Raw genomic sequence first — 21771 nt, 5'->3', positions numbered from 1 at the left:
TTTGTTTATTCTTTTTAAGATATGGGATACCCTATCTCGGAATATGCTTTATGGATGGATAAGATCTTCATTCAGTGCTTTTTCCAATCCTTTACGGATTGAGCCTAGGCCAAATTCCATGGTATTTATCTTTTTCAACGGTATGAAGAAAGCGTCAGCAGCATCGTCCATTGCCTTCAAGTGCAAGGTATCTGTCACCGTGCAGCGGAAAAACATATCCAGTGTATGTACAGGAAAACCTGAATAGATATAAATATTAGGTAATGAAAACAGATAGTTCGCTTTGATAACTTCCATACCTGTTTCTTCTTTCACTTCACGCATCACGCCTTCCTCACCTGTTTCTGCCATATCGATGAAGCCACCGGGAAGATCAAGAGTCCCCTTAGCGGGGTCTTTAGCGCGTCGGCACACTAAAAGTTCGTTCTGTTCATTCAAAATTAGTGCTACCGTGGCAGCCGAAGGATTGAAATAATAAGTGAAGTCGCAGTCGGTACATTGCTTTGATTTTTCATTATGAACCTCGAAATACTTTGAACCACATTTCGGACAATATTGGAATTGAAAAAGAGGATGTTCCATGATTTTTCTGAGTTGAAGTTTTCGTTGGTGGCAAAGATAGAAATAAAGTTGCTCGCTTCTTATTGTTAATTGTTATTTTATTTCTAATATTGCAGTGAGTATTTTAATTATTGACAATCTCTTTATGAGTATATAAGAGAAACACTAATCTTAAATTGAAACCTACATGAGAAAAGTCTTTTTATTTGTTGGGGCTCTGTATTCAGTGTTTTCAGTGATGGCACAGAGGTACGAAACGATTGTAGCGCCTCTGAACGATGAAAAATGGTGGGGAGGACTGGTTGCATTGGGCAGCCGTATGCCTTTTGCCTCGACGACGGAATGGTATGATTTAGGCAAGGTAAATTTAAATAACCAGATTGTTCCGTTGTTATTATCCTCAGAAGGACGTTATGTTTGGAGCGAACAACCTTTTTGTTTCCGATTACAGAATGATACATTGATCCTTCGTTCTGATTATATAGAGCTGAATGCGGTTTCTGCCGGAACAACATTAAAGGATGCTTATCTTGCAGCTTCTGCCGTATATTTCCCGCCTTCAGGAAATATTCCTACAGATCTATTTTTTTCCAAACCACAGTATAATACATGGATTGAGTTGATGTATAATCAGAATCAGGCTGATATAGAGAAATATGCTTGGGATATTTTAACAAATGGTTTTCCTACCGGTATTTTTATGATAGATGATAACTGGCAGAAATATTATGGTAATTTTGAGTTTAAACCTGACAAATTTCCTGATCCGGCAGGAATGATCACCCGCTTGCATGAGCAGGGTTTTAAAGTGATGTTGTGGATATGTCCCTTTGTTTCGCCTGATAGTCCAGAGTTCCGTTTGCTGGCGAAGAAAGGATATCTGGTGAAAAAGAAAAACAATAATTCTCCAGCCATGATTAATTGGTGGAATGGAGTAAGTGCTTGCTATGATATGACAAATCCAGAAGTAGTCTCTTATCTAGAGGGACAATTGCGTGATGTACAAAAAAAGTATGGCGTTGATGGTTTTAAATTTGATGCAGGAGATGTAGTACATTTTACCGGAGAGTATACTTTCCATGATCCGGTGGCTAATGCCTGTACTTTTTCGCAAAAATGGGCAGAGTTGGGACTTAAATTTTCATACAATGAATATCGTACTTCGTTCAAATTGGGAGGTCAGGCGCTGGTACAGCGTTTGGGTGATAAATCTTATTCCTGGAATTCTTCTTCCCTGCTGATACCCGATATGATTGCGGCTGGTTTATTGGGACATGCTTATACTTGTCCCGATATGATTGGTGGAGGAGAGTTCAACTCTTTTTTGAATATTGATACCGGTAATTTTGATCAGGAATTGATTGTGCGTTCCTGTCAGATACATGCGTTGATGCCAATGATGCAGTTTTCGGTAGCCCCTTGGCGTATTCTTGATAAAAAACATCTGGATATCTGTTGTAAGTTTGCCGGATTTCATGAGCAGATGGGAGAGTATATATTGAAAACGGCTGTTCATGCTTCTCAGACAGGAGAACCAATTGTGCGGCATCTGGAATATAGCTTCCCTCATCAAGGGTTTGAGGAGTGTCATGATCAGTTTATGTTAGGAGATAAATATTTAATAGCTCCAATGGTGGTAAAAGGTACTCATAGAAAAGTAAAACTTCCTAAGGGTGTATGGCGGGATGATATGGGGAAAAAAATCCGAGGACCGAAAGTTATAGAAATAGGAGTTCCACTGGAGCGTTTGCCTTATTTTGAACGAATTAAATAATTCTCCATAAAGTGTGGAAGAACGTTCGCTTTCGTATGTTACTATTGTTGTTTTTTGTATTTTTGCCAACCGGATTAGGAGGTATAAATGGGATCATTATCATATCAGAATAGATGATCTGGTTGTCATAAATGTGAACCGTAAAGTTGTTAAAATAGAGAAGTAAAAGTATGGAGAAAATTAAAACTACTTTTATAGGGGTAGGATATCGGGGCATGCAATTGTTGAAATTGTTACGGCATATACCTTTTTTTGAAATTGTTGCAGTTGCTGATCCGGAAATTTCGGATGTAGGTATTCCTGATATCGTTTGTTACAACAACGGGAATGACGATTATCTGAATATGCTTGATGTTCATAAACCTGATTTGGTTTTTGTGACTTCTCCATGGCAATATCATGTAAAACATGCTATGCAGAGTGTAGACAGGGGATGTCATGTTGCTTTGGAAATAAAAGGCGGACTTTATCTCAATGAATATCAGCCGTTGATAGATTTGGCTGAGCAAAGAGGATGTCGTATTTATCCTTTGGAAAATACATTGTTTCTGCGCGAGGTTATGGCTGTTCATGAGATGGTAATTAATGGCATATTTGGAGAAATTGTTTATATGCGTGGAGGATATCGTCATGATTTACGTTCTTTGTTGTTGGATGATGTTGGAAATATCGGTAACCGTGAAAAGACGGAAAGTATTTGGCGAGGTAAATTTTATCAATGTGATAATGGCGATATTTATCCGACACATGGTTTAGCTCCTTTATGTATGATTGCGGGTATCAATCGAACTGATCGGATTAAATTTCTGACTTCTTCTGCTTCCAAGTCTGTAGGTATGTTACAGCGGATTAGGGAACTGGGGGGAGACGAAAAAGTAAGAATAACAATGGGTGATATAGTTTCTACACAGTTGGAAACAGAAAAGGGTGTTCTTGTATTATTGACTCATGACACAACTTTACCTCGTCCTCGTAGTCTGGATTTTGAGGTACAGGGCACAAAAGGCATTTGGCAGGGAGACCGTCGTCAGATTTATATAGAGGGGAATAGTCCCGAGGAAGTTTGGGAAGATGACATCTCCTATATAGACTACTATGAACACAGGTATTGGAGACAGTGGGGAAAAGAAGCTTTACTCCGGGATACTCATCATCAAGGAATGGACTATATTATGCTCAAGGCACTGGAAGAGGGAATAAAGGGAATGTCTTCTTATCCGGCAACTTTACATGACCTTGCTCTTTGGACTTCTATTACTCCTTGGTCTAAAGTATCTATTGCTGAGCATAGAACGATTTGTTGTTTTGGTTCATTGTATGAATTCAATTTATAGATTACAATTGGTCTCAATATAAAAAGGCAACTGTATTTAGCAGTTGCCTTTCATATTATTTTCAGAAAGTATTTATTCCTTTATCTTGGAGGAGCAGTGAACATAATTTCTGCGATACTTGCATTAACACCATTATTACTATTGACTACTGAGACTTTCAAATAACGACCTTTTACAGCTGTTGGCAATAACAGAATTTGTGAGTTGGGATTGGCATTGTTTGGAAATGTTAAACTACCGAATAGACTCCAAGTTATGCCATCGTTACTGATAGAAAATTCTACTTCACGTGTATCCTTGTTCTTTTCCCGTCTTGCCAACTCTACAGAAATGATTTCCTGCTCATGTTGCATGTCCAGGATGATATCGTGTGGACAGGGAGGATTAGCACCTTCACCCTTATATTGAGAATGCCAGAATGTTTTTAGGTTTCCGTCTATCAGAGCGATGGCACGACCATTTGTAGCCCCTTCTCCTTCAAGCTCTTCTGTACTAGCGGTAACTAGCCATCCTGTACGGTCTATGTCTTCATAGAGCACATGATACGTATTGTCCCATTCAGACTTGGAAAGAGTGTAATGAGCCGGGAAATTCCCCTTTTTCGATAGAGAATTGATATCTTCATAAGCATTGATCTCTGGAGTGTAAGCACTGTAATACTCGTATTCACTTCCCATTACGTAGTCTGTGATGATTGTGGTAGTTTCTGCTTCTGGTATTACCACCGTTTTCTTTTCACCATTGATATTGATATAAGAAAGAACTGTTTTTTTACAGCCTTCCTCTGCATTCCATTCGATAGTCACTCCTTTTTCGGGAGTGGCAAGTATGGAGGTAATGATACGTTGTGTCAGGCGAGCTTGATAAAGTGCGCCATAAGATTCACCTTCAACGGTTTCTGTCAGTGATTCTTCACCCGATTTACTTCTCATTTTAAGAGAAAATATGTATTGCCCCTCCGGAATCTCCAATACATGATTCATGTATTCTACAGAACGGTTAACGGGGATTTCTACTGGTGTTTCACAACCGTTCCAGGTAATGACACATGTTTCGATACGTGGGTCAACGTTAAGTTTCCACACTAAGTTTACTTTGTTGAAACCACCTTGAGCATATACGGTGTCGGCATGTCCGATGTAAGTTCGTTCACCCTCGGTAATATATTGTTCGTGAACTTCATAGATATCACCGCAAGCGGTGATGGTAAGTCCTGCTATACAACCGGCTATGTATTTTAAAATATTTTTCATAATAATTATTCGTTAGGTTGTTCTCCATTGATTATCTGCCCCCAAAATGACATCTCTTCAATCTGTCCGATGGTACCACCTGACCAGTTTTCGAGCATGAGAATACGGATATAACGGAAAGAAGGAGCTTCTATTGGTACTTCGTGTTCATCACCACCCAAAATATATTCCTTGTCTTCGTTTGTTACTACAGTGCTGTCAAATCCGGAAGGACGATAGCAGTGTACATCTTCCATAATCAGATTCCAGCCTTCAAAAGTAGGCCATACTTCTCCATTTTCATCCTCTTGACCGGAGTCATATCTCATCCACTCCGTGATTTCGTTACAACCATAGATACTGTAACGCTTTAGGTTGTTATGATTGTAGATAAAAGAAGCGTTGGCTGTACGTTGCCACATTTTGAAACGGCTAAGTTTTACTTCCTGACCTAGGTCAAAAGTTACGCATAACCCTATACCTTTATTACCACCGCAATGGAAACAGTTACTTTCCGTAGTATTCCCGTTCCAAATTCGGTCAATGGTATACGAAGAATTGAGTTCAGTGGCATCTCCTGGCAGATAGTAACCTAGTTTCTTGAAATATTTCTTGCTGATTTCTACTTCTTTCCAAGGTAAATAACCGCCTTCGGGTACTTCTGTGAATTCAGAATAATTATCCCAGCGGTCACGTACACGGAACTTGAAGTTTACCGGATTGGCAGAGTAACCACGTAGTACTCCTTTACCATCTTTGGCGCTTGTATAGAAATTCTCTACAGAAATCCATTCACCCTCTTTCTCTTCAAAAGCTTCAATGATGACATTGGCTTCTGTTTCATTCTCCCAATGTAGTACAACACCACCAAAAGATTCTTCAATCTTAATGGATTCAAAAATGGCTTTCACTGGTGGAATGGTAGGATTGATGGTTACCATTACAGGCTCTGATACATTCTTACTTTTATCTACGGAATTCAATTTTATTTGATATTCTCCTTCCATAAAACCTTCTACCTTTAGGAAGTCGGTAAAAGGAGAAACCATGGTAGTCCGTTCTACGCCGTTTATGGTGTAGGTTGCCATTACATAGAGTAAATCATCATCCAGAGGAGCGATAAAGTGGATGATGGCACCGCCGTTTATGTTTTCTACCGTAATATTGGTGGGAATACCGGGTGCCACGCCATCAGTAGGCTCCATTCCGAGTTTGGTTTCCTCATTACATGCTGTCAGGAGGAACAAACTAAGTAGAATAACCGACAAATGGCTTGTTATTTTTAGTTTATAGTTTATTTTTTTCATATGTTTTTTCATTTAGTTTATGAATAGCAAAAAAGGATTACCAACCGGGGTTTTGAACCAAATTCGGATTGCGTTGAATATCTTGTAACTTAATTGGCCATAAGAAATCTTTATAAGTATATCTAGGCCGGTTGAAGACAACGACTTGTCTATAGTATTGTTCTGCATTTTCGCCGTTTATATTCCAACCCATTACTTGTTGGGGAAGTTCTATTTTCCAACGACGTAGATCCCAGAAACGTTTTCCTTCACCTGCCAATTCGTTCAGACGTTCAGTACGGATAATTTCACGCATTCCGTCACGAGTATTTGGCTTATTGGGATGGGTGGAATATTTAGTCCAAGACTCTTTTACCCCTTCTAGTCCAGCACGTTCACGAACTAAATCAATATATTTAAATACTTCTTCGTTAGGAGTCTCCATAGTCTCGTTCAAAGCTTCAGCGTACATTAGATACAGATCTGCCAAGCGGATGATAGGAAATGGGTAACGTTTAGGACTCCATGCGCTACTTGTCAAGCTAGACTTATAGCTACATACTTTTTTGTTCAGGTATCCTGTAATGGAGTGGTCTTCGGAGTCTAATAAACCGCCACTTTCTTTACGTCTCATCTTATAGTGAGCCAATTCTGCTTGTGTGTCATCCTTGTATCCGGAGGCATATCGAGTACAACGATCGAAGAACAAGGACGCATAGTAGCGAGGCTCACGGTTAAGATTAATGATGCCGGTTGTTTCGTTTTGTGTGAAATAATAGATATTGTTTCCGTCTGCTGGAGTTTGGGTATACTCATAACGCCGGGGATACATTTCTTGCCAAAAAGCACTATTATCTTCCGAGATAGGCACACCATTGGAGGAGTAGAAATTTTCTACCACACTCATGGTAGGGGACAACAGTGCACGGGCTGTATAATAAGCACCTTTATTACTTAATGCTATAGATAAAGTTTGCAGGTCGTTTACGTTTTCCTGTACACTCCCCCAAATAATTTCACGATTGTTTGCCCAGTCATCTTCAGTTACAGAACCACCAATGGTGAGTTGTTGAATCGTAGCATCTGAAATACCACGGATACTTTCAGTGAAATAGTAAAGTTCTGCAGCATTTGCACCGAGTTCTTTGGAAGTTGCTGTTTCAATGGCATCTTTTGCGGCAACAGCAGCCTTTTCCCACTTAGTTGGATCGTATTCTGTTGCAAAGATTTTTACTCCACGGTTGTCTGTCACATCCTTGTATGCAGTATTACCATTAAATAGCGGACTGGCGGCAAGTAACCATAATTGTGCTTTTACGGCCTTGGCAATGGGGCGTGTAATGCGTCCCATTTCTTCGGCGGGAACCATAATATAGTCAGGCAGGTTTTCAAGCGATTCGTCCAGCAAATCGGAAATATACTGTACTACCTGATCTACCGGTTCACGATATAGACGTACATCTTCGGTAGTGGCATCTACCGGTACATTTTTTTCCATGATGGGAATAGGACCATATAATTGGAACAAGAAGAAATGGTAATAAGCTTTTAGGAATTTTACTTCCGAAATCCAACGGTCGCGTTCATAATCATCTACATCCATCGGTTTGTGTATGTTTTCCAAAAAAATGTTACAATCACGTATGCCTTGCCACAAATTGTTACCTCCTTCTGCACCATTCCAATAATCCATTAACGGTTTGTTTATGTTTTGAGAACCACGTCCTATGTCCCAGCAATACTGTTTTACACGGCTTTCAATCATACCTGTTCCTTTGGGAATTAGCCAATGTTCATCACCTGCTAGAAAACCTAAAGAATAGCCTGCATTACCCCATTGAGGAAGATAGCTGTAACAACCATGCAAGTATTTGAAAGAATTAATTCGATTGCTGAATGCATTGTCTATTCCTGGGGTACCTTCAGGCACGATGTCTAAATAGTCACTGCAAGAGGTACCTCCCAGTAACAAAGATATAAACAATGATATAGAAAGTATTATTTTTTTCATATGTAATACAGTTTTTAGAATGTAACTTGAAGACCAAGGTTGAACACGCGTTGTAAGGGGTATTTTAATCCACTACCTCCCATTTCGGTGTCCCAAAGTTTGAAATTGGAAAAACAAAGTAAGTTAGTACCACTCACGTATACACGGAAATTTTGCATATATGCTTTCTTAGTATATTTTTGAGGTAGGGTATAACCTATTTCTGCTGATTTTAAACGTAGGAATGTACCATCGCGCAACCACCAGGTGCTGGACTGATTATTATTATCGATGTCTACGGCAGACAGACGAGGCCATTCTGCATAGGGGTTTGGATTCGTTTCGCTCCAATGATTGTCTGCTATGAACTGTAATAAGGCTTTGTTGCCTTTTTTACCATCAGTTGTTACCGATTTGAACGGAGAAATATCACTTGGGCTAATGAAGAAGGAGGACTGACCTGAACCTTGGAAAAAACAGTTGAAATCAAAGTCTCTATAGCCAAGTGAGAAACCGAAGCCATAGATTATTTCCGGTGTTTTCGGGGCACCGATAGCTACTTTATCGCGGGAATCAATTAAACCATCATTATTGATATCTTTATATTTGATATCACCTGCCATGACAGGTTGTCCGCCGAATGTTTGTTTTGGAGAGTTTTTCACATCTTCTTCATCAATGAATAGACGTTCGGCAATGTAGCCTTCTTGTTGACTTAACTTCCGACCGGTTTTTCTTAACCATGGAGTATCTTCGTAGGCAGGTTCTTCATATTTGGTATATTTACTGGTGGCATAAGTAAAATTACCTCTTACTGTCAACCAAAGATTCTTATTGAAAGAATGGTTATAGTCTATGGAAAATTCCATACCTTCTCCTTGGGCCTCACCGATATTGGCATACGGGATGGTTTTGAAGCCGGCGATACTGGGAATATCGGCACGTTCTTGTAAAATGTTGGTTCTGCGTTCCTTGAAATATTCCGCATTTACTTCTAAGTCGTTAAATAGTGTAGTTTCAAAACCTACATTTAGTTTGTGTGAAACTTCCCATCCGATGGAGGGATTGGCATAACGTTCGATTTTAACGCCACTGTAACCGTTATTGAAACTGGTTCCGAAATTGATACCGCTACCGCTCATACTTACCTGGGACAGATAGAAAAATCGGTCCTTACCGATGTTGTCATTACCTACCAAACCATAAGAACCTTTCAACTTCAGTTTGTTCACAACTTTGGAGATGCCACCGTTTTGCCAAAAGTTTTCATTGGAGACAACCCATCCTAAACCACCTGAGGGGAAGAAACCCCAACGGTGGCTCTTGTCAAAACGCTCTGAACCATTATAACCGAAATTGAATTCGGCTAGATAACGGCTGTCGTAATCATAAGTGAAACGACCTGCTAATCCCATGTTACGTTTAGGTAGTGATTTGATTAATGAACCGGCATTGGCATTCTTTTCTTCACGTACCGTATATACTAACATGGAACTAATGTTATGGCGTTCTTTGAATTTACGATCGTAAGAAAGGGAAGCTTCCATATAAATAGAACTTTCCACGTTTTTACTTCCCGGATCGAATGACAAATAATCTGTACCCTTATCAGGATTTAGATCAGATAAAATGTATTGATCTGTAAACTTGTCATATGTACCTATAGAATACCAAAACGGGTTGTATGAACGGCTGGCGTCGTAAGAAGCCTTACGAGTGGCGTTTCCCATTAAACGGGCTCTTAAACCTTTTGTAATGAAATCAAGGTTTTGTTTTAATTCTAATTGGGCTATGATTGATGTGTTTTCTGATTCCTTGTATCCACGACACATTTCGGCGTATGGGTTTAGGTATTCACCACCTTCGCCATAGTTACCAAAGAGCACGTGCTTTGCATGAATATGGCTGGGCTGATTGTCCGGGAGGAATGTAGCGGGAAATAATACCGGGTTAGCGTTCAGTGTTTGGTTATACATGTCAGAACCACCTTTCAAAGGACCTTGATAAGAGTCAAATGTACCGCTGACACGCACTGCCAAGTCTGTCTTCTTGGTTAATTTAATATTTACGTTAGTACGTACCCCATATTTGTTATTGTTGATGTTATTGTTGAATTTGTTATTCTTATTCTGTCGCATGATACCATTGTCTTTTGCATAGGTAAGCGCAATATAATAACGAGCCACATTACCACCACCACTGATGTTTAAGTTAGCACGTTGATTGGTTGTAGACCTCTTGAATAACATATCTTGCCAATTTACCATCGGATAAACATATGGGTTCTTCCCTTCTTCGCGTGCAGCAATCGCACTTTCCAAATAAGGTAATTGGGCAAATGGGTCTCTGGTGCGTACTGCCTCATTGTGCAACTTCATGAAAGTAAGCGGATCAGCAATATCCACATCTTTGGCAGAACCAGAGAAGGAGTTTTCAATACGGAAAGATAATTTGGCTCTACCCTCCTGCCCTTCCTTGGTTGTTACTAAGATTACACCATTGGCACCGCGTGCACCATAAAGGGCTGTGGCTGTAGCATCCTTCAATACGGAGAAACTGGCGATATCGTCCGGATTTAATCGGGAGAGGTCGGAAGACTCAAGTTCTACATTGTCAATCAAGATCAATGGATTGGCACTACCATCACCAAAAGTTGTGATACCACGAACAAAGAATTCTGCATTATCCTGACCCGGTTCACCACTTCGTTGGTAAGCGATGACTCCCGCTAATTTACCGGCAAATCCAGTGGTAAGATTACTGCTGGTAGTTTTTAGTTCTGCCGGTTTAATGGTAGATACAGATCCTAATACTGATTCTTTTTTCTGTTTGGCAAAAGCAACGACTGTTACCTCTTCCAGTTGGTCTGCCTGATCTTCGAGAGTGATTACGAAATTAGTCTTTTTGTCTACAGAAATAGTTTGTGATTGCATTCCCAAGTATGAGATTTCTAGTTTGTCTGTTTTTTTACATTCAATGCTGAAGCTACCGTCTGTATCTGTAGTCACTCCTCGTGGAGTGCCTATTACTTGAATAGTAGCGCCTGGTAATGGCTCACCGTTGGTATCCAATACTTTACCTGTGACTTTTACTGTTGCTTGTTGAGTAGAAGAAACAGTAGCGTTTTCGTATTTATTATATATACTGTTATTGGTTGCTCGTGACAAGGAAGGTGTCAAGCATAAAGCACCGAATATCGTCATATATAAAAAATATTCCCTATGGGATAGTTTTACCCCATTTTTGATGTTTTTCTTATACATTTGTGTTTAATTAGTGTTAGTAATAACAGGATATTCTTACCTGTTTGATTTGATTTAAGATTTTGAGATCGTGGAATGCCTGCTCTCTCCATAAAAAGGTCATGTTTTCATACTGTGCATCATAAATTTTAAGGTTTAACATAGTTTTAATTCACTCTTAAAGTCCCTGCAGATTGTCACAATGTCGTGAAGGCTGGAGGTGTATTATTTTATTCAGAAATGAATTCGACTATTGAATTGGATGCAAAAATATACAATTATTAATATAAAACAAATAATTATTAAAAGAAAATTAAAAAGTATTAAATTATGGAGGGTTAAATAAAGTAAATAATGTTTATTTGTTTTAAAAATGTAAAGTGCAGTATTAAAGCTTTATAGTTATCATTTTTATGAAATACCCTCCTGTCACCAGATAAATGTAACAGGAGGGTATTGGTGCTTTTTTTAGGGAAAAAAAGTTATATTTTCAGATTATAATATTGAAATAACGAGATTTTTAAAAAGTAAGATACTATTTGAGTGCATGATCCGCTTTGACATCTTCTCCATTCCAAGCTTTCAATCCGGTCCATGGAGTAAAAGAATTACTCCAGAATTCATCGTTGGCAGGTAGTCCTAAAGCTACAAAACCTGACAGACAAAGGTAAGAACTGCCGGTATTGATATATCCTTCGGACATATTTATTTGACTACCTGCAAAACCGATACGCAGCCAGCCTTTATCATCAAAAGTCCGGGGGGCTGCAAATTGTCGTTCGATGACAGCAGATAGTGCACAACGTACCTGAGCTGGTTTTACAGTAGAAGGTAGTTTGTGTAATAATGCAGCTTGAGACAAAGCATGAAATGCACCGACACGGTATACGATAGATCTACCGACAACCGGATAAGCTCCTTCGGGCGAAATTATGCGTTCCAATTGTTCGGCATAACGGGTAAAACGTTTCTCCTGTACAGGCAGGAAATCCGAAACTTCAAGCTGGTGTTTATCCATAATCAACACAACGTCTGTAAGCATGGGGTGAATTACGAAGCTGTTATAATAGTCGGCGTGGTATTGTGGACCGTCACCATATATGGCATCTCCTTTGTACCACTCGTCTCTGAAAGCAAAAACGCCTTGAGTCAGACGTTCTATATCACATTCTCCTGTGAATTCCAGTAAAGCGGCTTCGACCATAGAAGCGAAGAGTAACCAGTTGTTCTGAAAAGGTTTGATATCCCTACTACGTTTGAGTTCGGTAATCATTCTTCTTTGGGTTTTCTCATCCAGTTGTCCCCATACTTGCTTAGGGGCACGTAGAAGTCCTTGTGCCAGGAATGCTGCGTCGACCAAAGGTTGAGAGGGTGTTCCAAAGTCAAGATAATCAGGAGAAGAAGGGTCTACGGCATTTGCTAATCCTTTCAATGCCAGTTTGATGTACTTTTTGCGGAGTTGTCCTTCTTGGCTATCATCGACTCCTAGTTCAAGCCAGGGGGCTATTCCACAGAATGTTCTTCCGACTGCTTCCAGATGTGCCGACCATAGGCGCTTATTGTTCAGGCCTTCTAACGGCATCTTTGCTTTTAGTGTTCCGTCTGCTAAGTTTGATAATACCGGATCTGCAATTTTTATGAGTGTATTCACCCATAATTCGCGTTCCTCTGTTCCACTCGCTGTTTGATTATTGTTCTTGGCATAAACAGCCGATAGCAATCCTGCAAATAATAAAAATAGAAATACTTTCTTCATAATAATATAGTTGTGTGTTATTGGTAATTATGTTAGTCAAAAAATAAACGGTAATTGTTTAATTGTAATGGTTGTGTAATTTGCGGTAAAGATATAACAAATTTGGGAATATTCTGAAGGTATGTCAAAACAGATTTTTCATTATCATTCTGCTCTGGCATACTTTTAATCACAGTTTATATTACTTCAATGAAACTATTATCCTAAGGGATTTTCATTTTGGTCTTCTCTCGGATCGTTACTGCTTCCGCTGTTATTTTCGTTTCCTGAACTTATTTCGTTTCCATTGGTTGAGATACGTGTGATTCCTACATCCTTAATCATTGTTGTCAATCGTTTTCCCGGGGTAAGGGTGATTTTCTGCCGCTAAATATTTTCGGAAGTTACTTCCTTGGCATTTGCAATTTCGTCCCGGACGAATAGTCCCGAAATCGTCTAACTTTACGATAGTTCCTATACTGACGTAGGTACAAAGCGCATCATTAATCCATCCATTACTATCTTTACAACGCCACGAAATGGACAGGTGCTTCAATTACGGATAGGGAAATAGAAAAATTGTAATGGTGATTAGAATAGTAATTATTATTAAGTGAACCAATATCCTTGCTATGATTGAGATTTAAAGCTATGCACCATTTATTCTGTTAACTGTTGTTTTTGATTTTAGATGTGTTAAATTGGGAGAAGAGAGAAAAAAATAAGAACAGATAAGTAGTTTAGCGACTTTTGGAAAGAATTACTTGATTTATTCAATTCCTTGGTATTTATTAGTACCTTTGACTGCAAATAAATTATTATTCTTTTGTTAAACAATTATCTAACAAAATAAATATAGCTGTGTAGTGGAAAAACAACATCTGTCTAACGAATTATTATTTGCAACTCCGATACTTAATATCAACGGATGTATCACCCGGACAGATTATGAGACAATGACCGGACAGACGAAGTATCAAGCTGTGGCCGATTTGAACCGTTATCTTTCGGAAGGATTGATACGCAAATATGGCAGTAGAAAGACAGTGGTATATCTCAAACCTAATATTTCCTGATGGATACTTTTGCTGCTATTGATTTTGAAACAGCCAACGAACAGCGTACCAGTGTATGTAGCGTCGGGGTAATTATAGTACGGAGTGGTGAGATCGTAGACAGTTATTACAGTCTTATTCGTCCTGAACCGGAATACTATACCTATTGGAATACTCGTGTGCATGGATTGACTCTGGCGGATACCGCCCGTTCTCCTATTTTTCCTACTGTATGGAAGGAGATTGCTCCCCGGATTGAGGGATTGACCCTTGTAGCTCATAACAAGGCTTTTGATGAGAGTTGTCTAAAAGCAGTTTTCAGGACTTATAGTATGGATTATCCTGATTATGACTTTTGCTGTACTTTGCTGGCTTCACGGCGTGTCATTAAAGGATTGCCCAATTATCAGCTACATACAGTGGCGGCTTACTGTGGATATCAACTGGAGCGACACCATCATGCGCTGGCTGATGCCGAAGCATGTGCTTGGATAGCAAGACGGGTTTTTCAATAAAAAGTTATCCTTGATTATAAGACCTAAAATGAACTTATTGATTATTTCTTTTTACTTTTGTGAGTAATTAGTAATTCAACTAAACTATAAGTATGAAAAAGAGATCTTTTTATTTAATGTGTGTTTGTTTTTTGTTGGTGAGTTGTGGCGGTAGCCGTGAGAAAAAGGTGGAAGCTGAAGATGCGGCGGAGAAAACAGCTGTAGTTGGAAATGATAAAGACGAACACGGATGTATTACTTCTGCCGGATATACTTGGTGTGAAGTACAGAGAGACTGTATTCGTTTGTGGGAAAAAGGTATTCGTATGACTTCGGTGGCCGATGCGCAGAGGACGTTATTCCTGGTATTCAGTCCAGACTCTACACAAGTGGAGTTGTTCTTCTCGGAAGAAAGTGTTCCAAATGAAATTCTGGATCGTCGTGGTCTTCCTTCCGGTGGATATGCTTGGAATGTAGAAGATGACGATACAAAGAATGTTCATCAGGAGAATGGTGAATGGACTGTCAGCCGGCGGGGTAGAGTTATTTATAAACAAGTTGAATAAATAGAGCCGGATATATGGAAGATTTCAAAGTTTTGACTGAAACGGTTTGTTGCATTGCCCGCGAGACGGGATACTTCCTGAAACAGGAGCGGAAAGGTTTCCGCCGGGAGGCAGTGGAGGAGAAACATGCACATGATTATGTTTCTTATGTGGATAAAGAATCTGAAAGAAAGGTTGTTGCGGCGCTTAAGGCACTACTACCCGAGGCCGGATTTATTGTGGAAGAAGGTTCGGCAGTTTATCGCGACGAACCTTATTGTTGGGTGGTAGACCCGTTGGATGGAACAACGAATTATATTCATGATAATGCACCCTATTGTGTCAGTATTGCCCTGAGAACTGAAAAGGAATTGTTGCTGGGTGTGGTTTATGACCCTTGTCGTGACGAATGTTTTTATGCTTGGCAGGGCGGAGGTGCTTATATGAATGGGGAACGGATGCGGGTGTCGTCAATACAGCGTATAGAAGAAGCTTTTGTAGTGACGGAACTTCCTTATAATTCCGGACAATATGCCCGTACCGGAGAACATTTGATACACGAACTATACGGTAAGGTTGCAGGTATACGTATGACAGGTTCGGCAGCATTGGCTATCTGTTATATAGCAGCGGGGCGTTTTGACGGCTGGCTGGAAGCATTTCTGGGTAAATGGGACTATTCGGCTGCGGCGCTTATCGTATTGGAGGCAGGAGGAAAAGTTACGGATTTTTATGGTAACGACTATTTTATGGACGGTCATCATATTGTGGCAACCAACGGACTGTTGCATCCGATATTTTTAAATCTTATCAAAGAGGTACCTCCATTGGATATGTAAATTGTATTCTTTGTTATGGAAAACGCATTTAAAACTTGGTTTTTGTCTTTTCTTCAACTCTTATTCCCACGTCACTGTGTTGTATGCGGCTCTCCTTTGCAAGAGGGTGAAGAGGCTATTTGTGTACGATGTAATATGGATATGCCACGTACAAACTATCATCATGTGGCAGATAATCCTGTGGAACGTATGTTCTGGGGGAAAATTCCTCTGGGACGTGCCACTTCTTATTTTTTCTATCACAAAGGGAGTGATTTTCGCCGTATTCTGCATCAGTTAAAGTATGGTGGGAGAAAAGATATTGGCGAGGTAATGGGGCGTTTCATGGCAACTGAATTAGCGCTTACGGATTTTTTCTGCGGGATAGATGTTATTCTGCCTGTTCCTTTACATCCACGCAAACAGCGGATGCGTGGATATAATCAGAGTGAATATATTGCCCGGGGAATCTCTTCTGTGACGGGTATTCTTGTAGATACATCTTCCGTAACGCGTAAAAGACATACGGAGACGCAAACTCGCAAATCGGCTTATGAACGATGGGAGAATGTAAATGGTATTTTCTGGCTTCGTTATCCCGATCGTTTTACGGGTAGGCATATTCTTATTGTGGATGATGTTTTGACTACGGGAGCTACCATAACCGCCTGTGCTGATACTTTCCAGGGGATAAACGGTATCCAAATCAGTATATTGACCCTTGCGGTAGCCGATGCCTGATCTTTCAGAAACGGTAACAATTTAAATAAGAGAAGATTGAAAATAAAAAAGGTTCATCATTATGATGAACCTTTTTGCTCTTCCTCTTGGACTTGAACCAAGGACCCTCTGATTAACAGTCAGATGCTCTAACCGACTGAGCTAAGGAAGAATATGCATTCAAGTTTCTTTTGCTCTTCCTCTTGGACTTGAACCAAGGACCCTCTGATTAACAGTCAGATGCTCTAACCGACTGAGCTAAGGAAGAATGTTGTTTTTTCTCAAATGCGCTGCAAAAGTAATAGGATATTTTGAAATATGCAATATCTTTGCAAAAAAAATATCAAGAATGGACAAAATAATAGGATTGGGTAACGCCTTAGTTGACGTGCTGGCAACCCTTGAGAATGATGAAATATTAGCGGAAATGAGGTTACCGAAGGGGAGTATGACTCTAATTGATGAAGATAAACTGTTGAAAATCAATGAGTGTCTTAGCGGGGTGAAGACGCATTTAGCTATCGGAGGGTCTGCCGGGAATGCAATTCGCGCAATGGCACAGCTTGGAGCGGCAACCGGATTTATCGGTAAGGTAGGTGATGATGCTTACGGAAACTTTTATCGGGATAGTCTGTTAAAGCGTGAAACGGAAGCAATTTTACTCCTTTCCGGTACTCTTCCTTCAGGTGTGGCTTCTACTTTTATTTCTCCGGATGGAGAACGTACTTTTGGTACTTATCTGGGAGCAGCCTCTACGTTGAAGGCAGAGGAGTTGTCGCTGGAAATGTTTAAAGGTTACGCTTACTTGTTTATTGAAGGATATTTGGTACAAGACCATGATATGATTCTCCGGGCTATTGAGTTAGCAAAGGAAGCAGGACTGCAAGTTTGCCTGGATATGGCAAGTTACAATATTGTTGCCGAAGACTATGACTTTTTTTCGTTATTGGTAAATAAATATGTGGATATTGTTTTTGCTAATGAGGAGGAGGCAAAGGCATTTACGGGTAAGGAACCGGAAGAAGCATTAGACGTTATAGCCAAAATGTGTAGTATTGCTATTGTAAAGGTGGGAGCCGATGGGTCTTTAGTACGTAAGGGTACTGAAGAAGTACATGTGAAGGCTGTTCCGGTGAAAAAGGTGGTAGACACCACGGGAGCTGGTGATTATTTCGCTGCGGGTTTTCTCTATGGCCTAACGTGCGGATATTCTTTGGAGAAATGCGGAAAGATTGGTTCCATTCTTTCGGGTGAAGTTATCCAGACGATTGGGGCGGAGCTTTCTCCTGCTAAATGGGATAAGATTAAGGAAGAGATAATAATGATAAACTAAGATATATGAAACGTTATTTAAAAATACGTTGGATAGCTGCTTTTCTGTTATTGATAGGAGTTACCTTCTTTTGGGGATTTAAGAGTGGTGATAACCGCAGTTTCCAGATTGCAAAGAATTTGGATATATTCAACTCTATTGTGAAGGAGTTGGATATGTTCTATGTGGATACAATCGATCCTAATAAAACTATCAGGGGGGGAATCGATGCTATGCTTTATTCGCTTGATCCTTATACCGAATATTATCCGGAGGATGACCAGACCGAACTGGAACAAATGTTGAAGAACTCATATGGTGGCATCGGTTCCATCATTCGTTACGATCCTAAGCTGAAACATACAGTTATAGCTGAACCGTATGAAGGTATGCCTGCGGCTAAAGCTGGATTGAAAGCCGGTGATGTCCTGCTGGAGATTGATGGAAAAGACCTTACTGGAAATACTAATGTGGCTGAAATGTTGCGTGGACAGGCTGGTACAGGTTTCAAACTTAAAGTGCAACGTCCCGGGGTAGAAAATCCCTTAATGTTCGATATTGTGCGCCGTTCCGTTCAACTGCCTCTTATCCCTTATTATGATATGTTGGATAATAATATAGGTTACATCAACCTGAGTACGTTCTCCGGTAATCCTTCCAAAGAGTTTAAACAGGCTTTTCTCGACTTGAAGAAGCGTGGTATAACTTCATTGGTAATTGATTTGCGTAACAATGGCGGTGGTTTGCTGGATGAGGCTGTAGAGATTGCTAATTTCTTTTTACCCCGTGGTAAAACGTTGGTAACGACAAAGGGAAAAATCAAGCAGGCTAGTAATACCTATAAAACTTTGCGTGAACCGTTGGATCTTGAAATCCCATTGGTCGTATTAGTGAACAGTGGTACGGCTTCTTCATCAGAAATCCTTGCAGGTTCTTTACAAGATCTTGATCGGGCTGTAATAATCGGTAACCGTACATTTGGAAAGGGGTTAGTTCAGACTACCCGCCCATTGCCATACGGGGGTACGATGAAGCTTACTACTTCCAAATATTATATCCCGAGTGGACGTTGTGTGCAGGCCATTGACTATAAGCATCGAAACGAGGATGGCAGTGTAGGGCGTATTCCTGATAGCCTGACGACTGTATTCCATACCGCAGCTGGACGTGAAGTGCGCGACGGTGGTGGGGTAACCCCGGACATCGTAGTGAAACAGGATAAATTACCGAATATCCTATTCTATCTGGTAAATGATAATTTGATATTCAATTATGCTACCGAATATTGTCTGAAGCATCCTGCAATTCCTGTTCCTCAGGATTTCAAAGTTACGGATGCCGACTATGCCGATTTCAAAGCGATGGTAAAGAAAGCCGATTTCAAATATGACCAGCAGACTGAGAAGATGTTGAAGAGTCTGAAGGAAATGGCCGAATTTGAAGGCTATTTGACGGATGCTTCCGATGAATTCAAAGCTTTGGAGAAGAAACTTTCCCATAATCTGGATCGTGACCTCGATCATTTCTCTAAAGACATTAAAGAAATGATTGCCATAGAAATCATTAAACGTTATTATTATCAACGCGGCAGCATCATTCAGCAGTTGAAGGATGATGATGATTTAAAGGAGGCGGTGAAAGTTCTGGGTGATTTGACGAGGTATAAAAAGATGTTGAGCGTATCGGAAACTAAATAAATAGGATTTAGGCACGGGTTACGCGGATTTCACAGATCTATAGTGCAGCTCTTAATCCGCGAAATCCGTGCCCAATCTTATAACAGCCTTTTAATTCTCAATATTCTTTTATTCCTCATTTTTCAGTATAGTCTCCGTTTGCTTTTATCAGTTCAATCAGTTTTTCTACAGCTTCATCTTCGGGAATATTTTTTTCAATACATTCTTTTTTCTTATAAAGGCTGATTTTACCACGTCCGGCACCTACATATCCATAGTCTGCATCGGCCATCTCGCCGGGACCATTGACGATACAACCCATAATACCGATTTTCAATCCCTTCAAATGGCTTGTTGCCGCTTTGATGCGTGCAATGGTGCTTTCTAAATCGTAAAGTGTACGTCCGCAACCGGGGCAAGAAATATATTCTGTCTTGCTGGTACGGATACGTCCGGCTTGCAGAATTCCGAAAGCAGTGGCGTCCACAACTTTATCACTTATCATCTTATCACCTTTTTTACTTCCTTGATTGAACAAGAAAATGCCATCGCAAACCCCGTCGAAGATAAGAGCCCCCATATCGGCAGCAGCCTTGATTTGTAGGTTCTCCGCTTCATTTTCGGTATAGTGCTGGAAGAAGATAACCGGATTTTTTAATCCCTCGTTCATCAACTGATGTACCAAAGCACGTTGTTCACCCAGCCGGTTGGGATGGTTACTTTGGGAAATCAGTACTACTTCAGGATGAAACTTCAGGCAGGCGATAGCTTCGTCATTCAAGCCCATATAAGTAATGAACAGGAATTTCAACGAAGCATTGCAGCCACTGATAAATGGCAGTTGCTCACTGCTGAATGCAGGCCAAGTATTGACTTTACCTTCCCAAATGTTTGCATCCACGATATATTGCATATCTTCAATGGGCTGTTCCGTTAGTTGATGTCCCACATATACATAGTCCGGCATGAATTGCGGATCAAATTCCATTGTTCCGTCTAGCCGTGCGGCAATGACTACAGGTAAATGTTCTCTACCGATATTGTGTACAGCCACCGTCTTCCTGCGGGTAGGTGATAAGTAATTGAATTCTGGTGCCACTGCTCCCGGAAGATAGGGATGATCATGGCGTTGAGCGATGTAATCGACCAATTTACGGGCAACGGGTATTTCAGCCTCCGGCGCCTCACTCAAAGAAACACGGATGGTGTCACCCAGTCCGTCGGCTAGCAGGGCGCCGATACCCAAGGCTGATTTGATACGTCCGTCTTCACCGTCACCGGCTTCCGTTACGCCAAGGTGCAGTGGAAAATGCATACCCTCTTTCTCCATAATATCAGCCAGCAAGCGTACGGTTTTCACCATCACTACCGTATTGGATGCTTTGATGGAGATAACGACATCAGTAAAGTTTTCCGCAACACAGATACGAAGAAACTCCATACACGATTCTACCATTCCTTCCGGGGTATCGCCATAGCGCGACATGATACGATCGGACAGCGAACCGTGATTAACACCGATACGGATGGCGGTATGGTTTTCCTTACAGATGTTCAGGAATGGAATGAAACGGTCACGAATTTTCTGTAATTCTTGTGCGTATTCTTCATCAGAGTACTCCAGATGTTTGAAAGTACGTGCCGCATCCACGTAGTTTCCCGGATTGATACGTACTTTTTCTGCATAGTGTGCCGCCACATCTGCCACTTTCGGGTTGAAGTGTACATCGGCAACCAATGGTGCCATATAACCGTCTTGGCGCAGGGCGGCATTGATATTCTTCAGGTTCTCGGCTTCCTTTATACCCTGAGTGGTGAGGCGCACATATTCTCCTCCCGCATCAACAATGCGTTTGACCTGTGCCACACAGGCATCTGTATCCTGCGTAAAAGTATTAGTCATACTTTGTATGCGGATAGGATTGGAGCCGCCCATAGGGGTGGCTCCAATATTTACTTCCGATGTTTCACGTCGGGAATAGTTGAATATGTCCATT

The 21771-nt window shown here is 40.6% G+C and carries 16 protein-coding genes and 2 tRNA genes; 9 read left to right on the top strand and 9 right to left on the bottom strand.

Annotation, left to right across the window (positions count from 1 at the left end):
- Window positions 1-48: 48 nt before the first annotated feature.
- Window positions 49-582 (bottom strand): NUDIX domain-containing protein, encoded by a 534-nt coding sequence (locus C1A09_RS00930; protein WP_101541875.1) that lies wholly within the window; start codon window positions 580-582, stop codon window positions 49-51.
- 166 nt (window positions 583-748) lie between these two features.
- Here C1A09_RS00930 and C1A09_RS00925 point away from each other — a divergent pair, with 166 nt between their 5' ends.
- Window positions 749-2335, top strand: a complete 1587-nt coding sequence (locus C1A09_RS00925; RefSeq protein ID WP_101541874.1) for a glycoside hydrolase family 31 protein — start codon at window positions 749-751, stop codon at window positions 2333-2335.
- A 170-nt stretch (window positions 2336-2505) separates the two neighbouring features.
- Window positions 2506-3669: a Gfo/Idh/MocA family protein gene (locus tag C1A09_RS00920; protein WP_101541873.1), complete on the top strand. Its 1164-nt coding sequence runs from the start codon at window positions 2506-2508 to the stop codon at window positions 3667-3669.
- Between the two features lie 80 nt (window positions 3670-3749).
- On the opposite strand, the gene C1A09_RS00915 is transcribed toward C1A09_RS00920, so the two are convergent.
- The 5 genes from C1A09_RS00915 to C1A09_RS00895 form a co-directional block, all read right to left on the bottom strand.
- A complete protein-coding gene (locus tag C1A09_RS00915; RefSeq protein WP_101541872.1) occupies window positions 3750-4922 on the bottom strand; it encodes a DUF4998 domain-containing protein in 1173 nt (390 codons plus the stop codon).
- Window positions 4923-4927: 5 nt separating this feature from the next.
- Window positions 4928-6208 (bottom strand): DUF5000 domain-containing lipoprotein, encoded by a 1281-nt coding sequence (locus C1A09_RS00910; RefSeq protein ID WP_101542407.1) that lies wholly within the window; start codon window positions 6206-6208, stop codon window positions 4928-4930.
- Between the two features lie 37 nt (window positions 6209-6245).
- Window positions 6246-8198, bottom strand: coding sequence for a RagB/SusD family nutrient uptake outer membrane protein (locus C1A09_RS00905; RefSeq protein ID WP_101541871.1), 1953 nt, complete (start codon window positions 8196-8198; stop codon window positions 6246-6248).
- Window positions 8199-8212: 14 nt separating this feature from the next.
- A complete protein-coding gene (locus tag C1A09_RS00900; RefSeq protein ID WP_101541870.1) occupies window positions 8213-11440 on the bottom strand; it encodes a SusC/RagA family TonB-linked outer membrane protein in 3228 nt (1075 codons plus the stop codon).
- A 514-nt stretch (window positions 11441-11954) separates the two neighbouring features.
- Window positions 11955-13175, bottom strand: coding sequence for a DUF2264 domain-containing protein (locus C1A09_RS00895; RefSeq protein WP_101541869.1), 1221 nt, complete (start codon window positions 13173-13175; stop codon window positions 11955-11957).
- Window positions 13176-14020: 845 nt separating this feature from the next.
- Here C1A09_RS00895 and C1A09_RS00890 point away from each other — a divergent pair.
- The 5 genes from C1A09_RS00890 (at window position 14021) to C1A09_RS00870 (ending at window position 16807) form a co-directional block, all read left to right on the top strand.
- Window positions 14021-14230, top strand: a complete 210-nt coding sequence (locus tag C1A09_RS00890) for a hypothetical protein (RefSeq protein WP_233519838.1) — start codon at window positions 14021-14023, stop codon at window positions 14228-14230.
- Window positions 14230-14724, top strand: coding sequence for a 3'-5' exonuclease (locus C1A09_RS00885; RefSeq protein ID WP_101541868.1), 495 nt, complete (start codon window positions 14230-14232; stop codon window positions 14722-14724). The genes C1A09_RS00890 and C1A09_RS00885 overlap by 1 nt, the downstream gene beginning before the upstream one ends.
- A gap of 92 nt (window positions 14725-14816) precedes the next feature.
- On the top strand, window positions 14817-15269 hold the full coding sequence (locus C1A09_RS00880) for a hypothetical protein (protein WP_180949155.1): 453 nt from the start codon (window positions 14817-14819) through the stop codon (window positions 15267-15269).
- Window positions 15270-15283: 14 nt separating this feature from the next.
- Window positions 15284-16087: an inositol monophosphatase family protein gene (locus tag C1A09_RS00875; RefSeq protein WP_101541866.1), complete on the top strand. Its 804-nt coding sequence runs from the start codon at window positions 15284-15286 to the stop codon at window positions 16085-16087.
- A gap of 15 nt (window positions 16088-16102) precedes the next feature.
- Window positions 16103-16807 (top strand): ComF family protein, encoded by a 705-nt coding sequence (locus C1A09_RS00870; RefSeq protein ID WP_101541865.1) that lies wholly within the window; start codon window positions 16103-16105, stop codon window positions 16805-16807.
- A gap of 77 nt (window positions 16808-16884) precedes the next feature.
- On the opposite strand, the gene C1A09_RS00865 is transcribed toward C1A09_RS00870, so the two are convergent.
- Window positions 16885-16958 (bottom strand) — tRNA-Asn (locus C1A09_RS00865).
- Between the two features lie 22 nt (window positions 16959-16980).
- Window positions 16981-17054: transfer RNA gene (locus tag C1A09_RS00860), tRNA-Asn, on the bottom strand.
- A gap of 81 nt (window positions 17055-17135) precedes the next feature.
- Between C1A09_RS00860 and C1A09_RS00855 the strand changes: the two genes are divergently transcribed.
- Window positions 17136-18119 (top strand): adenosine kinase, encoded by a 984-nt coding sequence (locus C1A09_RS00855; protein ID WP_101541864.1) that lies wholly within the window; start codon window positions 17136-17138, stop codon window positions 18117-18119.
- A gap of 5 nt (window positions 18120-18124) precedes the next feature.
- On the top strand, window positions 18125-19795 hold the full coding sequence (locus C1A09_RS00850; protein WP_101541863.1) for a S41 family peptidase: 1671 nt from the start codon (window positions 18125-18127) through the stop codon (window positions 19793-19795).
- Window positions 19796-19910: 115 nt separating this feature from the next.
- Here the strand turns inward: C1A09_RS00850 and C1A09_RS00845 are convergent, their stop codons facing one another.
- A complete protein-coding gene (locus tag C1A09_RS00845) occupies window positions 19911-21770 on the bottom strand; it encodes a 4-hydroxy-3-methylbut-2-en-1-yl diphosphate synthase (protein WP_101541862.1) in 1860 nt (619 codons plus the stop codon).
- Window position 21771 lies beyond the last annotated feature (1 nt).

Source organism: Bacteroides cutis (genome assembly GCF_900241005.1).
Classification (GTDB): Bacteria; Bacteroidota; Bacteroidia; order Bacteroidales; family Bacteroidaceae; genus Bacteroides; species Bacteroides cutis.
Note: the sequence above shows the minus strand (reverse complement) of the source record. Positions and strands in the feature narration are given on the sequence as shown.